Consider the following 21,649-nt stretch of genomic DNA (forward strand, 5'->3'; position numbering starts at 1 on the left):
CATGACCCCGACCGCGCGTGTGACGGCCGCCTACGACCGCATCGCGAGCGCCGGACGGCCCGAGATCTGGATCCACCTCAGACCACGCGAGGAGGTGCTCGCCGAGGCCGCCGGGATCGATCCGGCGCTGCCGCTGGCCGGTCTGGTGGCGGCCGTGAAGGACAACATCGACGTGGCCGGGGTGCCCACCACCGCGGGCGCCCCGTCGTACGCGTACGTTCCGCGGTCCGACGCGCCCGCGGTGGCGCGGCTGCGCGCGGCCGGCGCCGTGGTGCTCGGCAAGACGAACATGGACCAGTTCGCCACCGGCCTGGTCGGCACCCGCAGCCCCTACGGCCCGGTGCGCAACGCCTGGGACGCGGCCCGCATCTCCGGCGGGTCGTCCTCCGGCTCGGCCGTCGCGGTCGCGCTGGGCATCGCCGACATCGCGCTCGGCACCGACACGGCCGGCTCCGGGCGGGTGCCCGCCGCCCTGAACGGCGTCGTCGGGGTCAAGCCCACCAGGGGACTGGTGCCGGTGACCGGGGTGGTCCCCGCCTGCTACACCCTCGACTGCGTGACCGTCTTCGCCCGCGACCTGCGACTGGCACGGACCGCCGCGGAGATCGCCGAGGGCCCCGACCCGGCCGACCCGCTGTCGCGCACCGGCACCCAGCTCCCGCCGCCCCCCGCGCGCCCCCGCGTCGCCGTCCCCGCCCCGCAGCACCTTCAGGGCATGGCCGACGGCTGGCACGAGGCCTTCGACGCGGCGGTCGCCCGCCTCGCCGGCACCGGGGCGGAGATCGTGGAGGTGGACATCACCCCCCTGCTGCAGGCCGCGGAACTGCTGTACGGCGGCGCGTTCGTCGCCGAGAGGTACGCGGCCGTGGGGGCACACCTGGAAAAGCACCGCGACCTGGTCGGTACGGACCTCGATCCCACCGTCGCCGCCATCGTGCTGGCCGGTCGTGAAAGGACCGCCGCCGACTGGGCCGCCGACACCGCACGCCTCGCCTCGCTCGGCGCCGCCGGACGCGCGGTGCTCGACGGCTGCGCGGCGCTCATGACCCCGACCACCACCTGGCACCCCACCCTGGACGAGGTGGCGGCCGACCCGGTCGGCGCCAACGCCCGGATGGGCCGCTTCACCAACTTCGCCAACCTGCTGGACTGCGCCTCGCTCGCCGTGCCCGCCGGCTCGGTGGACGGCCTGCCGTTCGGCGTGATGCTCACCGGGCCGGCGTTCTCCGACCGCGTCCTGGCCGCCCTGGCCGAGCGGCTCGCCAACCCCGGGCTCGACCTGTTCGTAGTCGGCGCCCACCTCACCGGGCAGCCGCTCAACGCCCAGCTGGTGCAGGCGGGCGGCACCCTGGTCGGCCCGGCGGGCACCGCGGCCGGCTACCGGCTGTACGCCCTGTCCACCGAGCCGCCCAAACCCGGCCTGCTCCGGGTCACCGGGACCGGGCTGGACGCCGCCCCCGGGACGGGCCGCGCAGCGAGTGCGGCCGGCGGTGCGGGCACGGGCATCCAGGGCGAGGTCTGGCGCCTGCCGGCTGCGGGGTTCGGCGCGTTCACCGCGGCCGTTCCCGCCCCCCTGACCATCGGCACCGTCGAACTCGCCGACGGGCGGAAGGTCAGCGGCTTCCTCGTCGAGCCGTACGCCGTCCAGGGCGCCTTGGACATCACCCGCTTCGGCGGCTGGGCCGCCTACACGGCCTCGGCATGAGGGCCAGCGGCAGGCGAAGCCGCCTGGTGCCGGGCACGGTCGGGTGCCCGGCACCAGGGTGGCAGGATGGCACCATGACGACGACGCGTCCCCGTCAAGGCAGGCCCCGGCACACGCCGCCGTCCGACCCCGGCGCTTCCGCCCGGGAACAGATCCTCGACGCCGCCGGCTACCTGTTCGTCCGGCACGGGATCGCGAGCACCAGCACGCGCATGATCGCCGAACGGGTCGGCATCCGGCAGGCCTCCCTCTACTACCACTTCGCCACCAAAGAGGAGATCCTCGCCGAGCTGCTGGCCACGTCGGTACGGCCCAGCCTGGACATGGTCGAGCGGATCCGGGCACTGGTGCCCGAGCAGGCCACTCCGGCCGCCGCGCTCTACGCGATGGCCGCGATGGACGTACGCACCCTCTCCCGCACTCCGCACAACATCGGCACGCTCTACCTGCTGCCGGAGGTGCGGGCCGAGCGGTTCGACGCCTTCCGCGCCGAGCGGGGCCGGCTGCAGGAGAACTACGGCTCCCTGGGCGCCCTGGCGGCAGCCGACGGCGTCGTGCGGAGCATGTCCGCCGAACGCATCGGCGAACTGCTGATCCAGTTGGTGGAGGTCGTCATCCAGATCCGGCACTCCCGTGAGCCGGATGCTGCAGACGCGGATGCCATCGCGTCGTCGTGCCTGCGGCTGTGCGGGCTCGGCGAGGCCGCGGTGGCCACCGCGAGGGACGAGGCACGAACCCTGCTGAGCGGCTTGGGCTGACCAACGGCTCGTCCCACTCGGTGCGACGCCGGTGCTGCCCGCGCGGCCGGTACCGCGGTCACCTTGCCCGTGGGCGTGATGTCGGCCATGCGAGCGGGATCACATCCTAACCAGGGCCGTAGGACCGGATGCCCCTGAAATGCACCGACAGCCCCATTCATGCACAAAGCGGACAATTCTACGTATGGGGGTAGTAGGTCACATCATTGCGCCCGCCCTCGGCCGCCGCTAATCATGGCTGTCGTCGCCGCGAGCCGGATGGCCGGAAGCGAGCGACCCCCCTAAGGGTCTGCCCGTGTGCACGGGCGGCCGACGCCGCCGCAGGCAAGCGGCCGGCACCGACTTACGTCCCCCACGGAGAGTTGCTTTCGCATGGCCATGATCAACCGCACCCGCATCGCCCGTCTCGGCCTGACCGGTATCGCCACCACGGGCGCCGCCGCCGCAGCGCTCACCCTGATGCCGGCCAACGCGCAGGCCGCCGAGCCGGTACAGGCGCATGCCCGTGTGGTCACGGCCTCCGGCAACGACAGCCACGGCGCTTCCACGAGCGGCTCCGCGGGCAGCCTCGACGGCTGGATCAAGCAGTCCCTGGCCATCATGAAGGCCAAGGGCATCCCGGGCAGCTACGAGGGCCTGAAGCGCAACATCATGCGCGAGTCCGGCGGCAACCCCAGCGCCCAGAACAACTGGGACGTCAACGCCAAGCAGGGCACCCCCTCCAAGGGCCTGCTCCAGGTGATCGACCCCACCTTCCACGCCTACCACGTCGCCGGCACCGCCAACAGCGTCACCGACCCGGTCGCCAACATCACCGCGGCCGCCAACTACGCCGCCCACCGCTACGGCTCCATCGACAACGTCAACTCCGCCTACTGAGCCGACGCATCCGGGGCACCCGAAGGCCGGTGCCGGCAGCGACCACCGCTGCCGGCACCGGCCTTGACATCCCACCCAGTCGCCCCAGATCAGCGCGCTGCACGCGACTATCTTCGATGTCGAAGGACAGCTGCTGCCTCCATGGACGTCGCACTCCCCGACCAGCACAGGAAGTCGTAGGGGCGGGGCGGCCGAGCACGACGTCTTCGTGGGCGCCGAGTGTGTCTTGACGTGCCCATGCCCTCCGGGTTGCAGTCGTCGCACCAGCCGCCTCTGTTCCTCTGGGACACCCCGCCTCCTGCCCCAGAGAAGAGCCGGGCCGGTCCCCATGGCCGCGATCATCGGCTGGCGCCGTGCTGTGGGTTCCCGGGCAGGATGTCTTCGACGCCGGCCGGCTGCGCGCCGTTGTTGTCCGGCGTACGGGCTGGCGACGCATCGGCGGTGGTCGCGATACTGCGCCGCACTACAGGACCGGCATCAGGCCACGCCTCGGACGGTGTACGACCTGACCGTCTCCGGCCTGCACACCTTCTACGCGGTAGCCGGCAGCAGCAGCCCCGTACTGGTCCACAACTGTGACAACCTGGCGTTGGACGAGAGCCAGTTCCCCGACGCGCACACCCTCGCGGAGCCCGTGAAGCCGAACGAGCAGGAAGCGAAGGCCCTGTCCGAGGCGAAGACACGGAAGTTGGGCAAGCCCACGGCGAACAGCGTGTGGATAGACGAGGCGACGGCACAGAAGGTCCTCGACTTCGCTTTGGACAAGAATGCCAGCAGGATCAGCAAGTGGATGCGGACGCAGGGCGGCCCGAGCGAGCTGCCATTGAGGGGTGTCTTCGGACCCGAGGGTTCCTCCTTGGGTAAGGTCCACTGGGCGGATCGTCCCACCGAGGAGGCCGGCAACCATTTCTTCCTCAAGCTCGTGAAGGCGCCCAAGGGTCGGGGAATCCCCAAGCACCCTCGCGGCTACTACGTCCAGACGTTCTATCCGGTCTGAGGGAGGTGACGAGCGGTGCAGCGGTTCACAGAATTCGACTTCGGCGTCTCGTGGGTGATGGGCTTCTTTCACCAGGACTGGTGCCACGACGGGCCTACGGCCGCCGACGTCGTTGCCAAAAACCTTGCCGATGTGGATGACGAGTACGTCCTGGCCGTCCGACGTGACGCCCAGACGCTCCTCGACGGCCTTCCCTCCAAGACGTTGGAGGTGTTGTGGGACGCCGGGGCGGATTACCTGCCGAGCTTCGAGCAGATCGGGGAAGGGGCGCAGTGGACGCGGACGGTCGTCGCCCTGTGTGACGCCCGCCTGTCGACGAAGGCGGGCGCACGTCCCTTGGCCGGGGCGGACGTGGAAGACGGTGTGGCTCAGCTGGACGCGGTCCTCGCCGAGATCCAGGAGGCATGGTTCTTGGAGGCTGACGTGCGGGCGGCGCTCGTCGACTGCGCCCGCCGCTGCACCCCGGAGCTGGCCTTCCGGTTGTTTGCTGCGGGCCATGATGGTCGCCGGTGTCAGGTCTCTGACCCAGGAGCAGTACGCGCGGCTCGAGGCCATCGGATCGGCCCTCCACCACGGCGAGTTCGTGGTGGACTCCGTCCGATACTTGGCTGAAGCCGAATAGTCGCGCTCGGCTGGAACCTCGGCACGTGACGGGACCGCTGCACCCCTGTGGTGCGGCGGTCCTTCGCGTTCCGGTGGTTTGCTGGTCGGTCCACATTCCGGTCGCAGGCGGCGTGCCAGTACTCCAGCCGTAGATCGCTGGTGCGACGTCCGACCGACCGCGCCTACGGGTGCGTGTCCGTGATCGCGATGACCTCGTCGAGGCGGTCCAGGGCGGCCTGCAGGTCGTCGACCTTGGCCTGGATGCGGTCGCGCTCGGCGCGCAGCATGGCTCGTTGCTCGGCGTCGGTGTACCCGGTGTCCCAGCATGGAAGGAGTTCCGCGATCCTTCGGCTGGTCAGACCGGCGGCGAACATCTGCTGGAAGAAGCGCACCAGGGTGACGGTGTCCTGCCGGTAGAGGCGCTGGCCGGACGGGCTGCGCTCCGCGATGAGCAGCCCCTGCTGCTCGTAGTAGCGCACGGCGCGTACCGAGACGCCGGCGCCCCGCGCCACCTCGCCGATGCGGACCAGCCGCTCGGCCGCAGCCTCCGTGACGGTCATGGTGATTCCTCTCGCCCCGGTCCTGACGGCCAGCACTTGCCTCTGACGTTAGCGTCAGGTTTTAGCGTACCGGGCATGGATATCAACAACTCCGTCGCCCTTGTCACCGGAGCCAACCGCGGCCTGGGCCGCGCCTTCGCCCAGCGCCTGCTCGAACGGGGCGCCCACAAGGTCTACGCGACGGCCCGCCGACCGGAGACCGTGGACCTGCCCGGGGTCGAGGTACTGCCCCTCGACATCGCCGATCCCGCATCCGTGAGGGCCGCCGCCGAGGCCGCCCCGGACGTCTCGCTACTCATCAACAACGCGGGAATCAGTACGGGGACCGACCTGGTGACCGGTTCGCTGGACGCGGTGCGGCACGAGCTGGAGACCAACATGTTCGGCCACCTGGGAATGATCCGGGAGTTCGCGCCGGCGCTCGCCAGGAACGGCGGGGGCGCGATCGTCAACGTCCTCTCCGCCATGTCGTGGTTCGGGGGCAAGGGCGCCAATGCCTACCACCTGACCAAGGCCGCCGCCTGGGCCATGACCAACGGCGTCCGCCTGGAGCTCGCCGAGCAGGGCACGCTCGTCACAGCGGTACACCTCGGCCTGGCCGACACCGACATGGCGGCGGGCTGGCCCGTGGACAAGATCGCCCCGTCGGACCTGGCCGACGCGGCGCTCGACGGTGTCGAGGCGGGCTCCGCCGAGGTCCTCGCCGACCAATGGAGTCGGGACGTCAAGTCCCGGCTGCCGCTGACGCCGGAAGAGTTCAACGCCGCGATGGACCGCGCCCTGGCGGCGCTGATGACGGCCTGAGGAGCCCTCGGGCCGCGCTGACTTCGGTGTGTTGCTTCTTACGGTCGGTCAATTGATGCTCCGTCCGCAGTTGTGGATCTTCATGTTGTGGCCTCGCGTCGGCGGTAGTGGCAGTCGCGGGCGCGGGCCTGGTGTCGGCGACGCCATAGGGACCAGCGCAGGCGATGGTCGCGTTGATCGTTCGGGTATGCGGCGGGCAGGGCGAAATAGTCGCTGTATTTCGTTGCAGGTGAGGGGGATGAGTCCGGCGGGGGCGGGGCGTTCGCGGTGCTCGTCGGCACGGATGACGGCCAGGAAGGCGTGGGCGGGCATCGCGAGGGTCACCCAGCGCAGCCAGGGAGTGTGGCGGCGGACGTGGTGCTCGTCCAGGCCGGCGAGGACCTTGCCGGCCTGGAAGGTCTCCTCGACCCTCCAGCGGGTTCCGGCGACGCGGACCAGGGCGGGCAGCGGTACTTGCCGGGGGCTGAAACAGCGATAGTAGGCCACCTCGCCGGTGGTGCGGTTGCGGCGGATCAGCAGCTGGCAGGTGCCCGCCGAGTAGGTGGGGATCAGGTCGACGGCGGCCCAGTCGTAACAGCGCGGTCCTTTTGCGTCAGCGCCCGCGGACAGTTGCTGCCAGCCTCTTCGGGGCACCATGCGCATCAGCACGTCAACACGGAAGTTGCCGACCGGGGTGTGTACTTCGGTGCGGCAGGAGACGGCCATGACGTATCCCCTCCCGTGCGTGGCAATCATCGACAGCAGGGCCGGGTTGCCACCGTAGAGCTCGTCGCCGGTGACCCAGTCGGCCGTGTGACCGCCGGCCCAGAACCTTTCGAGCATCGCGGCAGCGAGCTGCGTCTTGGTCGCGAACCGCACCTCGTCAGGTTCCAGGCCCGCCCTGCGGCACCGCTCGGGATCGTCGGTCCATGCTCCGGGCGGGTACAACTCCCGGTCGACGGCGGCGTGTCCGCGCGGCGTGGCATGGACAAGATAGACCGCAACCTGGGAGTTCTCGATCCGCCCGGCGGTGCCGGTGTACTGTCGCTGCACCCCGACGGTCGCGTTCCCCTTCTTCGCGTCGCCAGTCTCGTCGACGACGAGGACGGCCTGCTCGGCGCCGAGGCGATCGACAACGTACTCGCGCAGATCATCGCGGACCGCGTCCGCGTCCCACTTGGCCCGCTCCAACAGATGCTGCATGCCATCCGGCGTGGCCTCACCGGCCCACTCCGCGATCGTCCAGCAGTTCTTGCGGGGCAGATCAGCCAGCAGACCGCGAACGAACTTCCCTACCCGACGCCGGGGTTCAGAACGGGCGAACCGCCTGGCTCTGCGCTCCATCAGCCCCTCGAACTCCTCGTCCCAACGGGCAGGGCCTCCGCTGTGGCCTACGGCCACCGTCTGATCTTCGGTCCTCACACCCGATGATCACCGGTGGCCGTACCTGTCGGCACCGCCTCACGTTCCAAGATCCACAACGAGCCGGCGGTGAGCGTGGCCTGCCGGTGCGCGGTGTGGAGGGCGGCGGTGCCGGTGGCGCCCGGGATGAGGTTAGGGGCGAGGGATCTGCAGTTGCTGCGTGACGGGCATCGTGACCAAGCCCTGCCGCTCTCGGCTGTGTTGGCGGGGTGGGCTGTCGGGGCCGCCGTGCGACCGCGCCGGTCCGGCCGTCTGCCCCCGTGGCCGCACGCTCACCGTGACGACGGCGTCGGCGTGATCAGTATGGTCGGGTTGTCCGTTCCAGGCGGACGACGACGATGGCGATGTCGTCGTCTGCGCCGCTGGCGAGGTCCAGGCGGGCGAGGAGGGCGTCGGCGAGGTGTTCGGCGCCGAATTCGGTGCAGGTGGCGAGGGTGGAGGTGAGGCGGGTCAGGCCGGTGTCGATGTCCTCGTCGCGGCGTTCGATGAGGCCGTCGGTGTAGAGGATGAGGGTGTCGCCGGGGGAGTAGGTGGTGTTGGCTTGGGGGCGGGGGATGTGTTCTGGGCGGGCGCCGAGCGGTGGGTCGGTGGCCTGGTCGAGCAGTTCGCAGGTGCCGTTGGGGTGCAGCAGGACGGGTGGGGGATGGCCCGCGCTGCTGTAGATGAGCAGGTGGCTGTGGCAGTCGACGAGGACCTGGACGGCGGTGGCGGCCAGTGCTCCCTCGACCGAGCGGGCGTACAGCCCCAAGACCTCCAGTGCCTGGGCGGGGCCGTGCGCGGTGCGGGTGGCGGCGCTCAGTGCGCTGCGGAGCCTGCCCATGATGGTGGCGGCCATCAGGCCGTGGCCGACCACGTCACCGACCGTGACGGTGAAGCGGCCCGCGGACAGGTCGACCGCGTCGTACCAGTCGCCGCACACGTTCAGTGATCCGGTCGCGGGCAGGTAGCGCACGGCGATGTTCGGGTGCCGGGCCAGGTCGGGGGAGTGGAGCATGGCTTCCTGGAGGGCGACGGCGATGCGCCGTTCACGGGCGTGGGCCTGTCGCAGTTCCTCGTTCAGCTGCTGCAGTTGCCGGGCTCGGGCGTACAGCTCGGCTTCCATGGCCGCTTCCCGGCCGGGACTGACCGACGGCGGTTGAGCGGTGCGGTGGGCGCGGACGACGTCGGTCATGTCCTCCGACCGGTGGATGATCCAGGCGACCTTTCCGTCCGCGCCGAGAACGGGCACGTTGATCGCGGTCCACCACCGCTCCTTGAACACCTCGGGGTTGCCGGGGACCGGGATGTCGTACTTCTGCAACGCCATGTGATCGGTCTGACCGGAGGACAGCACACGGTGCAATGAGGCTTTCAGCGTGGCCACCCCGTCGGCCTCCGGATCGGCCGGGTTGTCCGGGAAGACCTCGAAAAGGTACTGCCCGAGCAGCTCGGCCCGGCTGCGTCCGGTCACCTCGCAGAAGGCCCGGTTGGCAGCGGCGATCACCAGGTCCGTGCCGAGCACCAGGCACGGGCTCGGAAGGGCGGCGAACACCCCCGGGTAGTCGATCTTCGGTGTCACACGCATTCCTGCCAGCGGTTCCCTCTTCAATCTACGAAAGGTCCGGCACCCGCGCCCACCGAGTCTGTGCGTGGGCAGCGGATGCAGTCCTGGTGCGGTCCTGGCCTGCGGCGGTTTGGTGAGAGGGTGTGGGAGGCGTCGCGGAAGAGGCTTTAGGCGGGGGCAGGCGGTGCGGTTCCGGGTGCCGGGTCCTAGGCTACGGACATGGCCGAGATCAACACCGTGACGCCCCGTGACGCCTTCGAACTGCTGGTCGCCGGTAATCAGCGGTTCGTCGCGGGCGCCCCCGAGCACCCGAACCAGGACGCCGCACGCCGTACCGAGATCGCACCGTCCCAGCAGCCCTTCGCGGTGCTGTTCGGCTGTTCCGATTCCCGGCTGGCCGCGGAGATCATCTTCGATCGCGGTCTCGGTGACCTGTTCGTGGTGCGCACCGCAGGCCAGGTCATGGGCCCGGAGGTGCTGGGCAGCATCGAATACGGCGTGGACGTGCTGGGCTGCCCGCTGGTCGTGGTCCTCGGCCACGACTCGTGCGGCGCGGTCGGCGCGGCGTGCGCCGCGCTGGAGGACGGCATGACGCCGGCCGGGTACGTCCGGGACGTCGTGGAGCGGGTGACGCCCAGTGTGCTGGCGGCGCGGGCCGCCGGACACGTTGAGCCGGAAGAGATCCTCGCCGAGCATGTACGGCACACCGTCGACCTGCTGCTGGACCGCTCCCGGGTGCTCGCCGAGAAGGTCGCCGCCGGGCAGGCCGCCGTGGTGGGCCTGTGCTACCGCCTGGCCGACGGCAGTGCGCGGCTCGTCGCGGCCCGCGGCCTCGATGTGGCGGTGCCCGCCGCGCCCTGACCGCTACGGCCGTGGCTGCTCGGGCACGCCACCGGTTTGATGCTGGTCACGCTCAGGTGCGGGGCCCCGCGGCGCGGCGGAGCCGGTTGGCGATCGCCAGTCCCAGCCCTTCTTCCACGGGCAGGGACGCGATGATGAGGTCGCACCCCTGCCGGTCGAGTTCGCGCAGGAACCCGTACAGCCCGCGCGCATAGGCCGCCGGCGAACCGGGGACCGTCACCACGGCGTGCGCCTTCACCGCGGTGTCAGCGAAGGCGGGGGGAAGGAAGACCCCGACCTGGTGTCCCAGATCTTGTGCGAGCTCTGCTTCGGCGACGACCTTCTCGGGTTCGACGAGGACGACTCGCGCACGCGGCGCGTAGTGCGACGGGTGCTGGCCCGGCACCCGGACCCGGCTCGTCGAGGGGACCGCAAGCGGGCACCCCAGCACCGCTTCGAGGTCCTCGCGTGTCACCCCGCCGGGCCGCAGGATGCTCGGGATCTCGCCCGTGGCGTCGACGATGGTCGACTCGACGCCGACTTCGCACGGGCCGCCGTCCAGCACGAAGTCGACCGCCTCCCCGAGCTCCGCACGAACGTGGTCCGCCGTGGTGGGGCTGACCGAGCCGAAGCGGTTGGCGGACGGAGCCGTGACACCGCCGCCGAAGGCCGACAGCAGCGCGAGGGCGACGGGATGATCGGGCACGCGCACGGCGACCGTCTCCAAGCCACCCGTCGCCTCGAGGGGCACGCGGGAACCGCGCCGCAGGACCAGCGTGAGCGGCCCAGGCCAGAAGTGTTCGGCCAGCAGGCGCGCCGTCGCGGGCACGTCCTTGACCCAGTCGTCCAGCTGCTCCGCGCCGCCGATGTGGACGATCAGTGGATGGGAGGGCGGACGCCCCTTGACCTGGAAGATGCGCGCGACAGCGGCGGGGTCCTCCGCGTTGGCGCCCAGACCGTAGACGGTCTCGGTCGGGAGAGCCACCAGGCCGCCGGCGCGGAGCACACCCGCCGCATTCTCGATATCACTGGTACGTGCCTTCACGCTGGCAATCCTCCCACTGTTCCGCCCTCTCATTTTTGTGGGGACCGGTCCAGGCTCATGGAGCGACGACCCATCGGGCGGCATCGCGGGCAACGACGTACTCCGTTCCGGCGACGAAGCGCATCATGGGGCCGACCATCGGGTGCCGTGTCTTGCCTTGCCGTGGCGCAAGCCCTGCTCGGCCACCGCTGCGAGGCGCGCCGGCTGCGCTTCGCCCGCAAGTACCTGACCGGCATGTTTTCCTACCTCCCTCAACAGTCGGGCTACAACAAGCGGCCGCGAGTGGCTCTGCCCCTGGTCGACTCAGCGCCAGTGCCGTGCGGGATGTCCCGTTCGACGGCCCACTGTTCGGGCCGCGCCGGGCGGGCAGGGTACGGCTACTGCGCCTGTGCCTCTTTCTGGTCTGCACCCCGACCGGCATGCCCATCGTGTGAGCGCTGGCCAACCCGAAGATCGGCCGACGCGAAGTCCTGGCCTCGACCTGGAACAACACGGCGGCCGGACGTTCGAGGGCGTCGCCGTCCGGGTCGCCCAGCGCAGCCTCGCGATGACCGCAGCGATCTGGCATGACCGCAGGACCAGAGCCCCGGTTACCCGATCCCTGATCGTGTCCGACCACTGATCACCGTTGGCAAGCAGCGCCTTGAGAGCCTTGTCTGCGGCGATGGTCTTCTCGAAGCGGTCCGGCACGGGCGGTGCAGTATCAGCAGGTGGAAAGACACCGCGCCTGCGGGAGAGGCGGTGGCTCCGACGGCGGTGGTCAACGCTTTTCGCGTCGGCTGCGGATGCTCAGGGCGGCGACGGAGACAAGGAACCAGAAGGCACCGAAGGCCGAGTATCCGGCGACGGCGGACAGGCTGCTCGTCGCCGAGGCGGACATGGCAGCGAAGGAGGTACCGGCGAGGACGGACAGTCCGCCGCTGATGATCATGGGCCACTGGGCGCCGACGGTGTGTCGGCGCCGGATCGCCACGACGAGCTGGATCGCTCCGGAAAGGAGGGCCCAGACGCCGAACACGAGCAGGGTCGTCCCGATGGTGGAGAAGACGGCGATGATCATCCCAGCGGCGGTGGCGAGGCCGACAGCCATGTTGGTGGTACCGACGCGGTCCGTGGAGCCGGTGCCGGCCATGCGACGCTCCAGGAGCGTGGCGATGACGTCCCACAGGGGGTACGCGACGAGCAGCACGGCCGCGATCACTGTGGGCCTGTCCGTCGACACGAGCGAGGCGGAGGTCGCGACGACGAGTGCCACCCAGATCAGGGAGAAGGCGACTCGGATCAGGTAGAGCGATCGGAGCCCGGAGGAAGTCGTCGTGGTCGTGGTCGTGCGCGAAGTCACGGTGGTCTGAGTCATCGGGTGTCCCGTTTTGTGATCGTGATGGTGTGAGACGGTCGCCTCGATGAGGAGTCTCAGCGGCCTAGCAAGGGGCCGTGTACTTCGAACGAAGTAGTTCTGCCATCTACTTCGAATTGGATGAGTTCCGCCGTCCCCATCGCCCGGACCGGGCTCGCCGTCTACATCATTCGAAGTACACGTCCGCAGCACACGTGGACGAGAATCAGGCCATGGTCAAGGCGCACAACAATCAGGACGGGCCCGTGGCACCCGTGTGGGTCCGCCGCCCCGAGGCGCTGCACCTCGTCGCCTATTCGGTGGCCGCGCTGGTGTTCACCGGCCAGATCGTGGCAGCGATCCTGAGAGGGTCGGATTGGCCGACGGCCCTCTCGGTGCTCCTCGCCGGTGGCGGAGTCGCCCTCTCATGGTGGAGGCCGTGGGCAGGGCTGGTCGTGGCGAGCGCGGCGTCCTTCGCCGTGACAGCGGTGGGCCACGACCCCCTGTCGGTGTGGATGATGGCGGTGCTCGTGCTGTTCTCGGTCACCCTCAGGGGAAAGCAGCCGCTGGCCGCAACCGGCATCGTGGCGGTGTTCTTCCTAGGGGCGTTCATGACGCTGGGAGGATTCCGTGGCGGCGCGATCGTGGGAGCCGCCGCACTCTTCTCGGCGATAGCAGGGGGTGCGACAGGGGCCGCGCTGCGCATCCATCGAGAGCACTGGCGCACCCTGGAGGAACGGGCCGAAAGCGCCATCGCCACCCGTGAGATCGAAGCCACCCGACGGGTGACCGAGGAACGGCTCCGCATCGCCCGGGACCTCCACGACGTCATCGGCCACCAGGTCGCGATGCTGAGCCTGCATCTCGGTGCCGCGGAGATCGGGCTGCCCGAAGACGCCGAGTCCTCCCGGCAGGCCCTCGTCTCAGCCAGGTCCAGCGCCCGCACCGTCGTCGTCGAAACGCAGCGGATCCTCGCGCTCCTCCGCCTGGGAGACGACATCTCCGACGACGAGGCGCTCCGGCCGACCCCGGCGCTCAGCGGCCTGGAAGGCCTTATCGCCTCTTTCGAGAGCATCGGCCTCGACGTCCGTCCCTCCATCGACATCCCCGCCGGTTTCGTGGAGCCCAGCGTCGGCGTGACGGTCTACCGCGTCGTTCAGGAAGCACTCACGAACGCCTACCGGCATGGAGACGGGGCGGCAACGGTGGATGTGCGCGAGCGTGGCGGCAGGATCTGCGTCACCGTGGAGAACCGTGTCGGTCACTCACTGCGCGGCGCCGGCTCGGGCAGCGGACTCGGACTCGTGGGGATGCGCGAACGCGTCGAGTCCTCCAACGGGCGGCTGACGATCGACAGTGACGACGGGCGATTCCGGGTCCATGCGGAGTTCAGCCCGCTGGGAGCCGCCGTATGACGACGCAGATCCTGATCGTCGACGACCAGGACGAGATAAGGGCCGGCATCAAAGCGATGCTCCGGCTCGACCCGAGCCTCGTCGTTGCGGGTGATCTCTCCGATGGACTCCAGGTCGTCCCCTTCCTCCGGGACCACCCCGTCGACCTGGTCCTGATGGACATCCGGATGCCAGGCATCGACGGTGTCGAGGCCACCCGCCGGATCCGCAAAGAGTACCCACCCGAAGAGATGCGGGTGATCGTGCTGACCACTTTTGACCGGGACGACATCGTTCTCGCCGCCCTTCGCGCGGGCGCCAACGGTTTCCTGAGCAAGACCGTGAGCCCCGCTGAGCTCGTCGCCGGAATCACCGAGGTCGTTGGCGGTGGCGGTGCGCTGTCGGCCGCCGCGACGGCCGCGCTCATCGGGCACATGACCCACAGTCCGCCCCCGGTGATCGACCAGGAACTGCGGCGACGCTTCGACGCTCTGACACCCAGGGAGCGGGACGTGGTCGTTCTCGTCGCGAGCGGTCTCGGCAACGACGAGATCGCGGCCCAGATGTCCGTGTCGCCGTTCACCGTGAAGACGCATGCGGTGCGGGCCATGACGAAGGTCGGCGCACGTGATCGAGCGCAACTCGTCTCGTTCACCTTCCGGGCCGGCCTCTACCCCTGAGCCTGCCGAGCAGAACCCCGAAACAGGTGGCCGCCGTGGCGATGCCCAGCAGTCCGGCGGCGGGACGGCGTGGGCACGTACCTGGAAGACCTCGCCGTCACACGGCGCGAGCGGCGTGCCTGGACCTGTACCTGCGGAGCAGGCTCGCGCCACAGCAAGGCGGACGAGCTCGGAGTCGGTCAGCAGCGGCGGCCGTCCCATCCAAAGGGTCTCTCCGATCTCGTCGTCGATCTTCACGTACAGCGCGGTCAGGGCCGGGACGCGAGCTTGAAGAGACGGCGCTCAAGATCTTCCGATATCCGCTGAAGCAGGCAGAAGGCCGTCGGCTGGCGCAGGACTACGCGCCCTCCATCGGCATTCCCGAGCCACAGCTGGACGGGGAGGACTGACCTGTCGGGCCCCGCCTCACCAGCGGGGCCGGAACCGCTGCCAGGGCCACCACCTGGGGAATACATGAACATAGGGGGGTGGGGAATCGGCTGACCGTCGACACGCGTTGGGGCTCCGCGCCGTCGAGTACGAACTCATTCGACCGGTGTGACGGAAGACCAGACGCCGAACCACTGCTCGGCGCCGTACGCCTCGAACCGTTCCAGCTCGGTGAACCCGAGCTTCGCCGCGAGGCGCATCGAGCGGGCGTTGGCGGTCTGGGTGTAGAGCACCACAGGCTCACCGGGCAGCGCGCCGGCGAACCACTCGAGTGCCGCTGTGCACGCCTCGGTGGCGTACCCGCGTCCCCACGCCTGCGGTAGGAACAAGTAGCCGAGCTCGGTCTTCCCGGCCTCCAGACGGCGGTTACTCGGACGCTCGGGGGCGTGCGGTTTGAGCTGGATCGTGCCGATCATCGCTCCGTCGAGCTCGACGACGAACCAGCCACGGTGCTTCCCGGGCACCTCGGGCAGCATGCGTTCGAGCTCGGTACGCGGTCGAGGGCCACCAAGGTAGGTGTTCACCTCTGGCGAGGCGTCCAGCTCGATGACCGCCGCGCGGTCCCGGGCCTCGGACTCGCGGAGTACGAGCCGCTCGGTCTTGATCGGGGCAGGCGGCCAGGCGACGGGTGCAAGTTCAGTCATGCCGACCAACCAATCAGCAGGTTCGGCAGCGATCAAGATTCGCGGACCGATCAAGCCACCGGCCCGAGCCCCACACTCACCAAGGGGGCAGCTCGGTCCCGATGCGATCCACCCGTCAGTCACCAGACAGGGCCAAGAACTACGTACGGTTCTGTCCGCAGTTCCGTGAATCCCCAGGTCAGCGGAGTGAGCGAGGGATCGTTTCGGCAGAGTATGTCCCAGCATGGCGAGCAAGACGGTCGAAGCTGCGCTGTTTCCCGGGATCGATGTGCGAGTGGAGCGCGTCAGCGACTCCTCCGACGTCCTGGTGGCGGAGGCAGTGTCCACGGCTCGCCGGGCCGGTGCCCGGACTGCGGGAAGCAGGCGAGGTGTATACACAGCACATACCAACGCGTCCTGGAGGAAAGGCCGTTGGGGTCTCGCCGGGTCCTTGTCCGGCTGCGGGTCCGCCCGGTACTGCTGCGATCGGAAGACCTGTTGCCGCAAGACGTTCGTCGAGCATGTGCCCGGCCTGTCCGAGTGACACCGCCGCTCCAGCATCGGGTCGGCGGCCGTCCGGCCGCGCGGCTGTGCCGCCGTCTGGTCGCGGGCCGGACCCGGCTGCTCAGGCTGTTGACGGCGCCCACAGTGCCGGAGCGTGCGCCGCGGGTGCTGGGAGTGGACGAGTTCGCTTTCGGCCAGGGCTGTACCTACGGCACGGTGCTGGTCGACGTCGAGGCCGGCCGGGTCGTGGACGTGCTGCCCGACCGCACCTCGGAGACGCTCGCGGCCTGGCTCGCAGAGCATCCCGGCACCGAGATCGTCTGCCGGGATCGGGCCAGCACCTACACGAAGGCGGTCAAGGAAGCTGCCCCGCATGCCCTGGAAGTGGCTGATGGCTGGCACCTGTTGCGGAGATCCTTGCCGTCGTCTGCCAGGCCGGGGCGCCGGTGGCGACCCCTCGGTGGGCGAGGCGCTGAGTGTGGGCAGGGGCGTGCGGGCGCTGGAGCCGCTGGGGGGAAGTCGACCATGCCCGCCGAGCGGGGCCGGCCGCGCACGTTGTCCGACGGCCGCTTCACCGCGCGCCTGTGACTAACCCTGCCCCGGCCGCCGCCGCGAGGGGCAGCCGGGGCATAACAGTGGTGCCGGTGAAGGCTGTTGAGATGGTGTGACCGAAACAAGAGACCCCCCGGGGACGCCGTCTCCCTTGCCTACCAGTGCCGCCTCAACCTGTCCCTGCGCACCGTCGTCCACCTCGCCGACCTGCCGACCAGGGCTCAGTGATGAGCACTGAGTACATCTGATGTGCATCCACCCCCACTCGGTCTACCGGCCGCCGCTGGTTTCGATGTGGAACCTTGTGAGCGCAAACAGGATCAGGAGATCGAGTGTCATCATGGGAATGGCCCATGCCGGATAGTGTGGGACGAACATGAACTGAGTGATCAGGCTGATTGCTGTCACCGCTGCGCCGGCCCCACGCCCCCAGCTCTTGTCTGCCAGGACCGCCAGGCCGGTGATGACGAGCAGCACACCGACGACGAGGTGGAGTACGCCCCAGGTGGTCAGATCGAACCAGTAGGTGTAGTGGGACGAGACTGCGAACAGGCTGTCGTGTGCGATGCCGGATATGCCCATGAGGATGCTGAACGACCCGCTGAGCGTCATCATGGCCCCAGCGGCCAAGGAGGCGCCGTTGAGCGTTTCGCTGCCGCGCCCTCGTTGTGTCTTGTTGGATACCGCTGTCATGGTCATCGCCTCCCTGCCGGCGCGGTCAACGACGCACAATGGAGTACACGAAGCCGGCCGTGCCTCCCTGCCAGGATCGCCGTATTCGTTCTGAATCGCGACTGCGATCTTGGGCATGCGTAAAGACCTTCGCCGCCAAAGGGAGCGAAGGCTCAATGTTGCGGTGACTCCAGGCCGTCCACGCCAGGAGGGTGGGGGGTGCCCCCGCTTGGCAGCAGCTCCGTGACGTGCACCGGCGTCGGGTCAGGGGACGGGGCCGGTGAGGTGCTCGCGTGTTGGGCGAGCAGTGGTGAGCGCTACGTGGGGAGTGTCCACGCCCCTCCGAATGGCCACGGTCGACTCGCCGGTCGCGATCTCGGCGCGGAAGATGAGGGTGCTTGGCCGCGTAAGGCGTAAAGGATGGCACCATGTCCCCAAGGTCCCCTGGCCGCTCCCGTCGCTTCGGTCACCGAGCCGTCGCGTTCGCATGTGGCTGCGCCGTCGGGGCGCTCGCCCTGGCAGGTTGCGGCGGTGGCGGTCAGAACACCGGTTCGTCACCCCGGCCCACACCGAGCAGCCCCAATCCGACGTCCTTTTCCGGCATGCCACCGTCGGCGCTGGCCTCTTCGGCGGCTTCCGCGATCGCCTCTGCTCGCGCGTCCGCTTCGGCAGCGGCATCCTCCGCGGCTGCCCGGGCCTCGGAGTTCGAGGCGTCCGTCGACGCCGAGGCCGCCCGGGCCGGCGCCGCCGCCGAGAATGCGCTCAAGAACGTCCAGGGCCGCGGCAACGCCGTGTCCGAAGTCAGCGTGATGGGCCTGCCCCGGAACCAGACCGGTGGACTGCTCGCCGCCCTGGTGACGATCACGAACAAGACGAACCAGAAGGCGTCCTACGCCGTGCAGGTCGACTTCGCGGACTCCACCGGAAAGGTCGTCGAGACCAGATTCGTGGGAGCGGAGAACGTTGAACCTGGCCACAAGGAGCAGCCCATCGCCTTCAGCAGACAGCCGCAAGGGGCCCACCTGACGGCCCGTCTCGCCAAGGCCCAGCGGTACTGACGTGTGTGAGGAGGGACTGTGGGCAGCCTGGTCGTCGTAGGGGTGGACGGCTCGTCGTCGAGCCATGCCGCGGTGGTTCAGGCCGCCCGGGAGGCTGAGCGGCGCGGTGCGGAACTGCGTGTGGTGCACGCCTTCAGCTGGCCGGTCGGGCCCATGTACGCGCCGTTGGACCCGTCGCCGCTCAACACGCTGGCGCACGACGCCGCACAGGACGCCCGGCGTGTGGCGCCCGGGGTGGAGGTCGGCGACGCCGTGATGATCGGCGGTGTGATGTCGGTGCTGGTGGCCGAGTCGCGTGCCGCGGACCTCGTGGTCGTCGGCCGCCGGGGCATCGGGGGCTTCGTCGGCATGCTGCTGGGCTCGACGGCGGTGTCCCTGGCCGCCCACAGCCATTGTCCGGTGCTGGTGGTCCGCGAGGAACCGGACGGCGCCGGGCCTGTCGTGCTGACCGTCGACGGCTCCCCCGAGGGCGAGGGGGCGGTCGAATTCGCCTTCGCCGAGGCTGAGTTGCGGGGAGCCGAGCTCGTCGCCGTGCACGCGTGGCTGCCGGACCACGCACCGGCCGGTACGGGCGTGGAGAGCCCGGAGCGCCTGCTGGCCCAGGCGGTCGCCGGACGCGCGGAGAGATATCCGGACGTGACGGTCCGACAGGAAGTGCTGAGCGGCGAGACCCGCGAGGTCCTGATCGAGGCCAGCAGGAACGCCCAGTTGATGGTTGCCGGCGCCAGGGGGCGCGGCGGGTTTTCCGGGATGCTCCTGGGTTCGGTCAGCCAGGCGCTGCTGCACCACGCGCACTGCCCGGTCGCCGTCGTCCGCGGCAGGGCGTGACCGGGGCCGTGTGCGCGGCCCTCAGACGAAGACGACGCTGGACGCCGCCGGTACCGGCAGGGAACCGGCGCGTTGCGGGACACCGGTCGCGGGGTCCAGATCCAGCCATGCGACGTTGCCCGAGCGCTCGTTGGCCGCGTACAGCCGCGTGCCGGACGGGTGCAGGACCAGATCGCGCGGCCATCGGCCTCCGCACGGCACCGACGCGACCGGCTCCGCGTGCTCACCGGTCGCGTCGAGGGCCAGGACGGTGATGGTGTCGGTGCCGCGGACCGCCGCCCACAGATGGCGGCCGTCGGGTGAGACGACCGGCGCCGAGGGGGAGACGGCCTCGTCGGTGCCGTCCGGGAACAGGGGTGCCGTCCCCACCGGTTCGAGCACGCCGGCGGCGGTGTCCCAGCGGCACACGGTGACGGTCGGATCGAGTTCTCCGAGAACGTACGCGTGGCTTCCGGACGGGTGGAAGGCGAGGTGGCGCGGGCCCGTGCCGGGCGGCAAGGGCGTCTCCCCATTCGGCACCAGCCTGCCCTCCCGCGCGTCCAGGGAGAAGATCCACACCTTGTCGGCGCCGAGGTCGACGCCGAGCACCCACCGTCCCGAGGGATCAGGCAGCACCTGGTGCGCGTGCGGGCCGGACTGGCGGGCGGGGTGCGGTCCGCTGCCCGTGCAGTGCCGCACGTCGCCTGCGGTCCGCAGGCCGCCGTCGGCGGCGAGAGGGAGCACGGTGACGCTGCCGGACCCGTAGTTGGCGGTCAGCAGGTGTCCGCGCACCACCGAGAGATGGGTGGGCGAATCCCCTTGCACGTCCACCGGGACGCCGAGCGGGCGGGGCTCGGGACCGGCGATGTCGTAGGCGGCGACCGACCCCTGTGCCGTCTCGGACACGGCGTACAGGACCGGTCCCGGCGCCGCGTGATCGACAGTCAGGTAGGACGGGTCCGGCAGGGTATTGATGACGCCGATCTCGGTCAGCGCTCCCGTTGCCGGTTCCACGGCGGCCACCACGATGCCGCGGCCGCCCGACGACGTGAACGATCCGATGAAGGCTCGATCCGTGTGCTTGTCACCCACAGTGTCCTCCGCCGTTGCGCGCGTAGCGCAACGCTAACAGGGGCGCCTTCGCCGCCGGGGCCGGTGCCGGGACAGACGTGTCACGCGGGTCAGACCTCACCGAGGCCGTCCTGCTGAACCCGCCCGCACGCCCGCATCGCCTGACCGGGGCCATCGTCCGGTCGAGTCGCGAGCGGGCTCGGACCTTGCAACAGTGGCAGGAGTGAAGGGCTGATGTCGAATGCCGGAGTCGATTCGGCCGGCTCACGTTGTCGCGGTCAACAGTGAGTCCGGAGAGGGAAGGACAGGCGGATGAAGGCGTTCGTGATGAAGGAAATCGGCCGGGTGGGTTTCATGGAGAAGCCCGTCCCGGAGCCGGGTCCGGGCGACGCGGTGGTCCAGACGACCAGTGCCCTGATCTGCACCTCCGACTCCCACACCGTTCAAGGTGGCATCGGCCCGAGGGAGAACCTGACGCTGGGCCACGAAGCGGTGGGCATCGTGCACGCAGTGGGCAGCGAGGTGAAGGACTTCCGGCCCGGCGACCGGGTGCTGGTCGGCGCCATCACCCCCGACTGGGGCGATCTGGCCTCCCAGAACGGGTTCCCGTCGCAGTCGGGCGGACCGCTCGGAGGATTCAAGTTCGCCAACCGCAAGGACGGGGTCTTCGCCGACTACTTCCACGTCAACGACGCCGACGCCAATCTCGCCAGGATCCCCGACGCCATCGGTGACGACGTGGCGGTCTACTGCGCCGACATGCTGTCGACAGGATTCATGGGAGCGGAGAAGGGCAACATCCCGATCGGCGGGACCGTGGCCGTCCTCGCGCAAGGACCGGTGGGACTGATGGCCACGGCGGGGGCCAGGCTCCGCGGCGCCGGCCGGGTCATCGGGGTCGAGTCGGTCCCCAGCCGGCAGAAACTGGCGCGGGAGTACGGCGCCGACGAGATCGTGGACTTCACCAGCGAGGACGTCGTCGAGCGGATCCACGAGCTGACCGGAGGAGAAGGGGTCGACACCGCCATCGAGGCCCTGGGCGCGGACATCACCTTCCAGACCGCCGTGAAGATCACCAAGCCCGGCGGCACCATCTCCAACGTCGGCTACTTCGGCGAGGGCGAGTTCATCCGCATCCCCCGCGTCGAATGGGGCGTCGGCATGGCGGACCAGACGATCGCGACCGGGCTCTGCCCCGGCGGCCGGCTCCGCATGGAACGCCTGCTGCGCGTGCTGGAGGCGAAGCGCATCGACCCCACGCACATGACCACCCACACCTTCCATTTCGACGACATGGAGCGGGCCTTCGAGGTCGCGGACAAGAAGCTCGAAGACGTAGTGAAGGTGCTGATCACCTTCTAGGTGCCGTCCTTCCGGACCTGCGCAGC

At 69.8% G+C, this 21,649-nt stretch carries 20 protein-coding genes and 3 pseudogenes; 14 read left to right on the forward strand and 9 right to left on the reverse strand.

What is annotated here, in order from left to right; genetic code table 11:
* Position 1: 1 nt before the first annotated feature.
* The 5 genes from ACQPXS_RS44435 to ACQPXS_RS44455 all read left to right on the forward strand — a co-directional run bounded on the left by ACQPXS_RS44435 (position 2) and on the right by ACQPXS_RS44455 (position 4,951).
* Positions 2-1,705, forward strand: coding sequence for an allophanate hydrolase (locus ACQPXS_RS44435; protein ID WP_433456227.1), 1,704 nt, complete (start codon positions 2-4; stop codon positions 1,703-1,705).
* Positions 1,706-1,779: 74 nt separating this feature from the next.
* On the forward strand, positions 1,780-2,463 hold the full coding sequence (locus tag ACQPXS_RS44440; protein WP_433455138.1) for a TetR/AcrR family transcriptional regulator: 684 nt from the start codon (positions 1,780-1,782) through the stop codon (positions 2,461-2,463).
* A 372-nt stretch (positions 2,464-2,835) separates the two neighbouring features.
* The gene (locus ACQPXS_RS44445) at positions 2,836-3,342 is read left to right on the forward strand and encodes a transglycosylase SLT domain-containing protein (protein ID WP_433455139.1); all 507 of its coding nucleotides are present in this window, start codon (positions 2,836-2,838) and stop codon (positions 3,340-3,342) included.
* Between the two features lie 496 nt (positions 3,343-3,838).
* Positions 3,839-4,339: an RNase A-like domain-containing protein gene (locus tag ACQPXS_RS44450; RefSeq protein ID WP_433455140.1), complete on the forward strand. Its 501-nt coding sequence runs from the start codon at positions 3,839-3,841 to the stop codon at positions 4,337-4,339.
* 15 nt (positions 4,340-4,354) lie between these two features.
* The gene (locus ACQPXS_RS44455; protein ID WP_433455141.1) at positions 4,355-4,951 is read left to right on the forward strand and encodes a hypothetical protein; all 597 of its coding nucleotides are present in this window, start codon (positions 4,355-4,357) and stop codon (positions 4,949-4,951) included.
* A 173-nt stretch (positions 4,952-5,124) separates the two neighbouring features.
* Here the strand turns inward: ACQPXS_RS44455 and ACQPXS_RS44460 are convergent, their stop codons facing one another.
* A complete protein-coding gene (locus ACQPXS_RS44460) occupies positions 5,125-5,502 on the reverse strand; it encodes a MerR family transcriptional regulator (RefSeq protein WP_433455142.1) in 378 nt (125 codons plus the stop codon).
* A gap of 75 nt (positions 5,503-5,577) precedes the next feature.
* Between ACQPXS_RS44460 and ACQPXS_RS44465 the strand changes: the two genes are divergently transcribed.
* Entirely contained in the window at positions 5,578-6,306 is a 729-nt protein-coding gene (locus ACQPXS_RS44465; protein WP_433455143.1) for an SDR family oxidoreductase, read from the forward strand.
* Positions 6,307-6,386: 80 nt separating this feature from the next.
* On the opposite strand, the pseudogene ACQPXS_RS44470 reads toward ACQPXS_RS44465, so the two are convergent.
* Positions 6,387-7,629 (reverse strand): annotated as a pseudogene (locus ACQPXS_RS44470) (IS701 family transposase).
* Between the two features lie 376 nt (positions 7,630-8,005).
* Positions 8,006-9,265 (reverse strand): PP2C family protein-serine/threonine phosphatase, encoded by a 1,260-nt coding sequence (locus ACQPXS_RS44475; RefSeq protein ID WP_433455144.1) that lies wholly within the window; start codon positions 9,263-9,265, stop codon positions 8,006-8,008.
* 204 nt (positions 9,266-9,469) lie between these two features.
* Between ACQPXS_RS44475 and ACQPXS_RS44480 the strand changes: the two genes are divergently transcribed.
* On the forward strand, positions 9,470-10,111 hold the full coding sequence (locus tag ACQPXS_RS44480) for a carbonic anhydrase (RefSeq protein WP_433455145.1): 642 nt from the start codon (positions 9,470-9,472) through the stop codon (positions 10,109-10,111).
* A gap of 52 nt (positions 10,112-10,163) precedes the next feature.
* Here ACQPXS_RS44480 and ACQPXS_RS44485 read toward each other — a convergent pair whose 3' ends face one another.
* Positions 10,164-11,135: an L-threonylcarbamoyladenylate synthase gene (locus tag ACQPXS_RS44485; protein ID WP_433455146.1), complete on the reverse strand. Its 972-nt coding sequence runs from the start codon at positions 11,133-11,135 to the stop codon at positions 10,164-10,166.
* A 153-nt stretch (positions 11,136-11,288) separates the two neighbouring features.
* On the opposite strand from ACQPXS_RS44485, the pseudogene ACQPXS_RS44490 reads away from it, so the two are divergent.
* Positions 11,289-11,566 (forward strand): annotated as a pseudogene (locus ACQPXS_RS44490) (IS982 family transposase); the annotation flags it as partial.
* A gap of 329 nt (positions 11,567-11,895) precedes the next feature.
* Here ACQPXS_RS44490 and ACQPXS_RS44495 read toward each other — a convergent pair.
* Positions 11,896-12,492 carry a DUF308 domain-containing protein gene (locus ACQPXS_RS44495; protein ID WP_433455147.1) on the reverse strand — a complete coding sequence of 199 codons (597 nt, stop codon included), beginning with the start codon at positions 12,490-12,492 and terminating at the stop codon, positions 11,896-11,898.
* Between the two features lie 194 nt (positions 12,493-12,686).
* Between ACQPXS_RS44495 and ACQPXS_RS44500 the strand changes: the two genes are divergently transcribed.
* On the forward strand, positions 12,687-13,886 hold the full coding sequence (locus tag ACQPXS_RS44500) for a sensor histidine kinase (protein ID WP_433455148.1): 1,200 nt from the start codon (positions 12,687-12,689) through the stop codon (positions 13,884-13,886).
* Positions 13,883-14,545: a response regulator transcription factor gene (locus tag ACQPXS_RS44505; protein ID WP_433455149.1), complete on the forward strand. Its 663-nt coding sequence runs from the start codon at positions 13,883-13,885 to the stop codon at positions 14,543-14,545. The genes ACQPXS_RS44500 and ACQPXS_RS44505 overlap by 4 nt, the downstream gene beginning before the upstream one ends.
* Positions 14,546-14,686: 141 nt before the next feature.
* On the opposite strand, the pseudogene ACQPXS_RS44510 reads toward ACQPXS_RS44505, so the two are convergent.
* Positions 14,687-14,797: pseudogene (locus ACQPXS_RS44510) on the reverse strand (IS982 family transposase); the annotation flags it as partial.
* Between the two features lie 272 nt (positions 14,798-15,069).
* Complete coding sequence (locus ACQPXS_RS44515; RefSeq protein ID WP_433455150.1) at positions 15,070-15,618, reverse strand: GNAT family N-acetyltransferase; 549 nt, start codon at positions 15,616-15,618, stop codon at positions 15,070-15,072.
* 657 nt (positions 15,619-16,275) lie between these two features.
* On the opposite strand from ACQPXS_RS44515, the gene ACQPXS_RS44520 reads away from it, so the two are divergent.
* Entirely contained in the window at positions 16,276-16,689 is a 414-nt protein-coding gene (locus ACQPXS_RS44520; RefSeq protein ID WP_433455151.1) for an ISL3 family transposase, read from the forward strand.
* A gap of 234 nt (positions 16,690-16,923) precedes the next feature.
* Here ACQPXS_RS44520 and ACQPXS_RS44525 read toward each other — a convergent pair whose 3' ends face one another.
* Positions 16,924-17,463 (reverse strand): DUF7144 family membrane protein, encoded by a 540-nt coding sequence (locus tag ACQPXS_RS44525; RefSeq protein ID WP_433455152.1) that lies wholly within the window; start codon positions 17,461-17,463, stop codon positions 16,924-16,926.
* A 464-nt stretch (positions 17,464-17,927) separates the two neighbouring features.
* Here ACQPXS_RS44525 and ACQPXS_RS44530 point away from each other — a divergent pair, with 464 nt between their 5' ends.
* Positions 17,928-18,383: a hypothetical protein gene (locus tag ACQPXS_RS44530; protein ID WP_433455153.1), complete on the forward strand. Its 456-nt coding sequence runs from the start codon at positions 17,928-17,930 to the stop codon at positions 18,381-18,383.
* A gap of 18 nt (positions 18,384-18,401) precedes the next feature.
* Positions 18,402-19,211, forward strand: a complete 810-nt coding sequence (locus ACQPXS_RS44535) for a universal stress protein (protein ID WP_433455154.1) — start codon at positions 18,402-18,404, stop codon at positions 19,209-19,211.
* 21 nt (positions 19,212-19,232) lie between these two features.
* Here the strand turns inward: ACQPXS_RS44535 and ACQPXS_RS44540 are convergent, their stop codons facing one another.
* Positions 19,233-20,282: a lactonase family protein gene (locus tag ACQPXS_RS44540; RefSeq protein ID WP_433455155.1), complete on the reverse strand. Its 1,050-nt coding sequence runs from the start codon at positions 20,280-20,282 to the stop codon at positions 19,233-19,235.
* Positions 20,283-20,573: 291 nt separating this feature from the next.
* On the opposite strand from ACQPXS_RS44540, the gene ACQPXS_RS44545 reads away from it, so the two are divergent.
* Positions 20,574-21,623 carry an NAD(P)-dependent alcohol dehydrogenase gene (locus ACQPXS_RS44545; protein ID WP_366808820.1) on the forward strand — a complete coding sequence of 350 codons (1,050 nt, stop codon included), beginning with the start codon at positions 20,574-20,576 and terminating at the stop codon, positions 21,621-21,623.
* Positions 21,624-21,649 lie beyond the last annotated feature (26 nt).

Origin of the sequence: Streptomyces sp. CA-142005 (assembly GCF_050942335.1) — a bacterium.
In the GTDB taxonomy this organism is placed as follows: Bacteria; Actinomycetota; Actinomycetes; order Streptomycetales; family Streptomycetaceae; genus Streptomyces.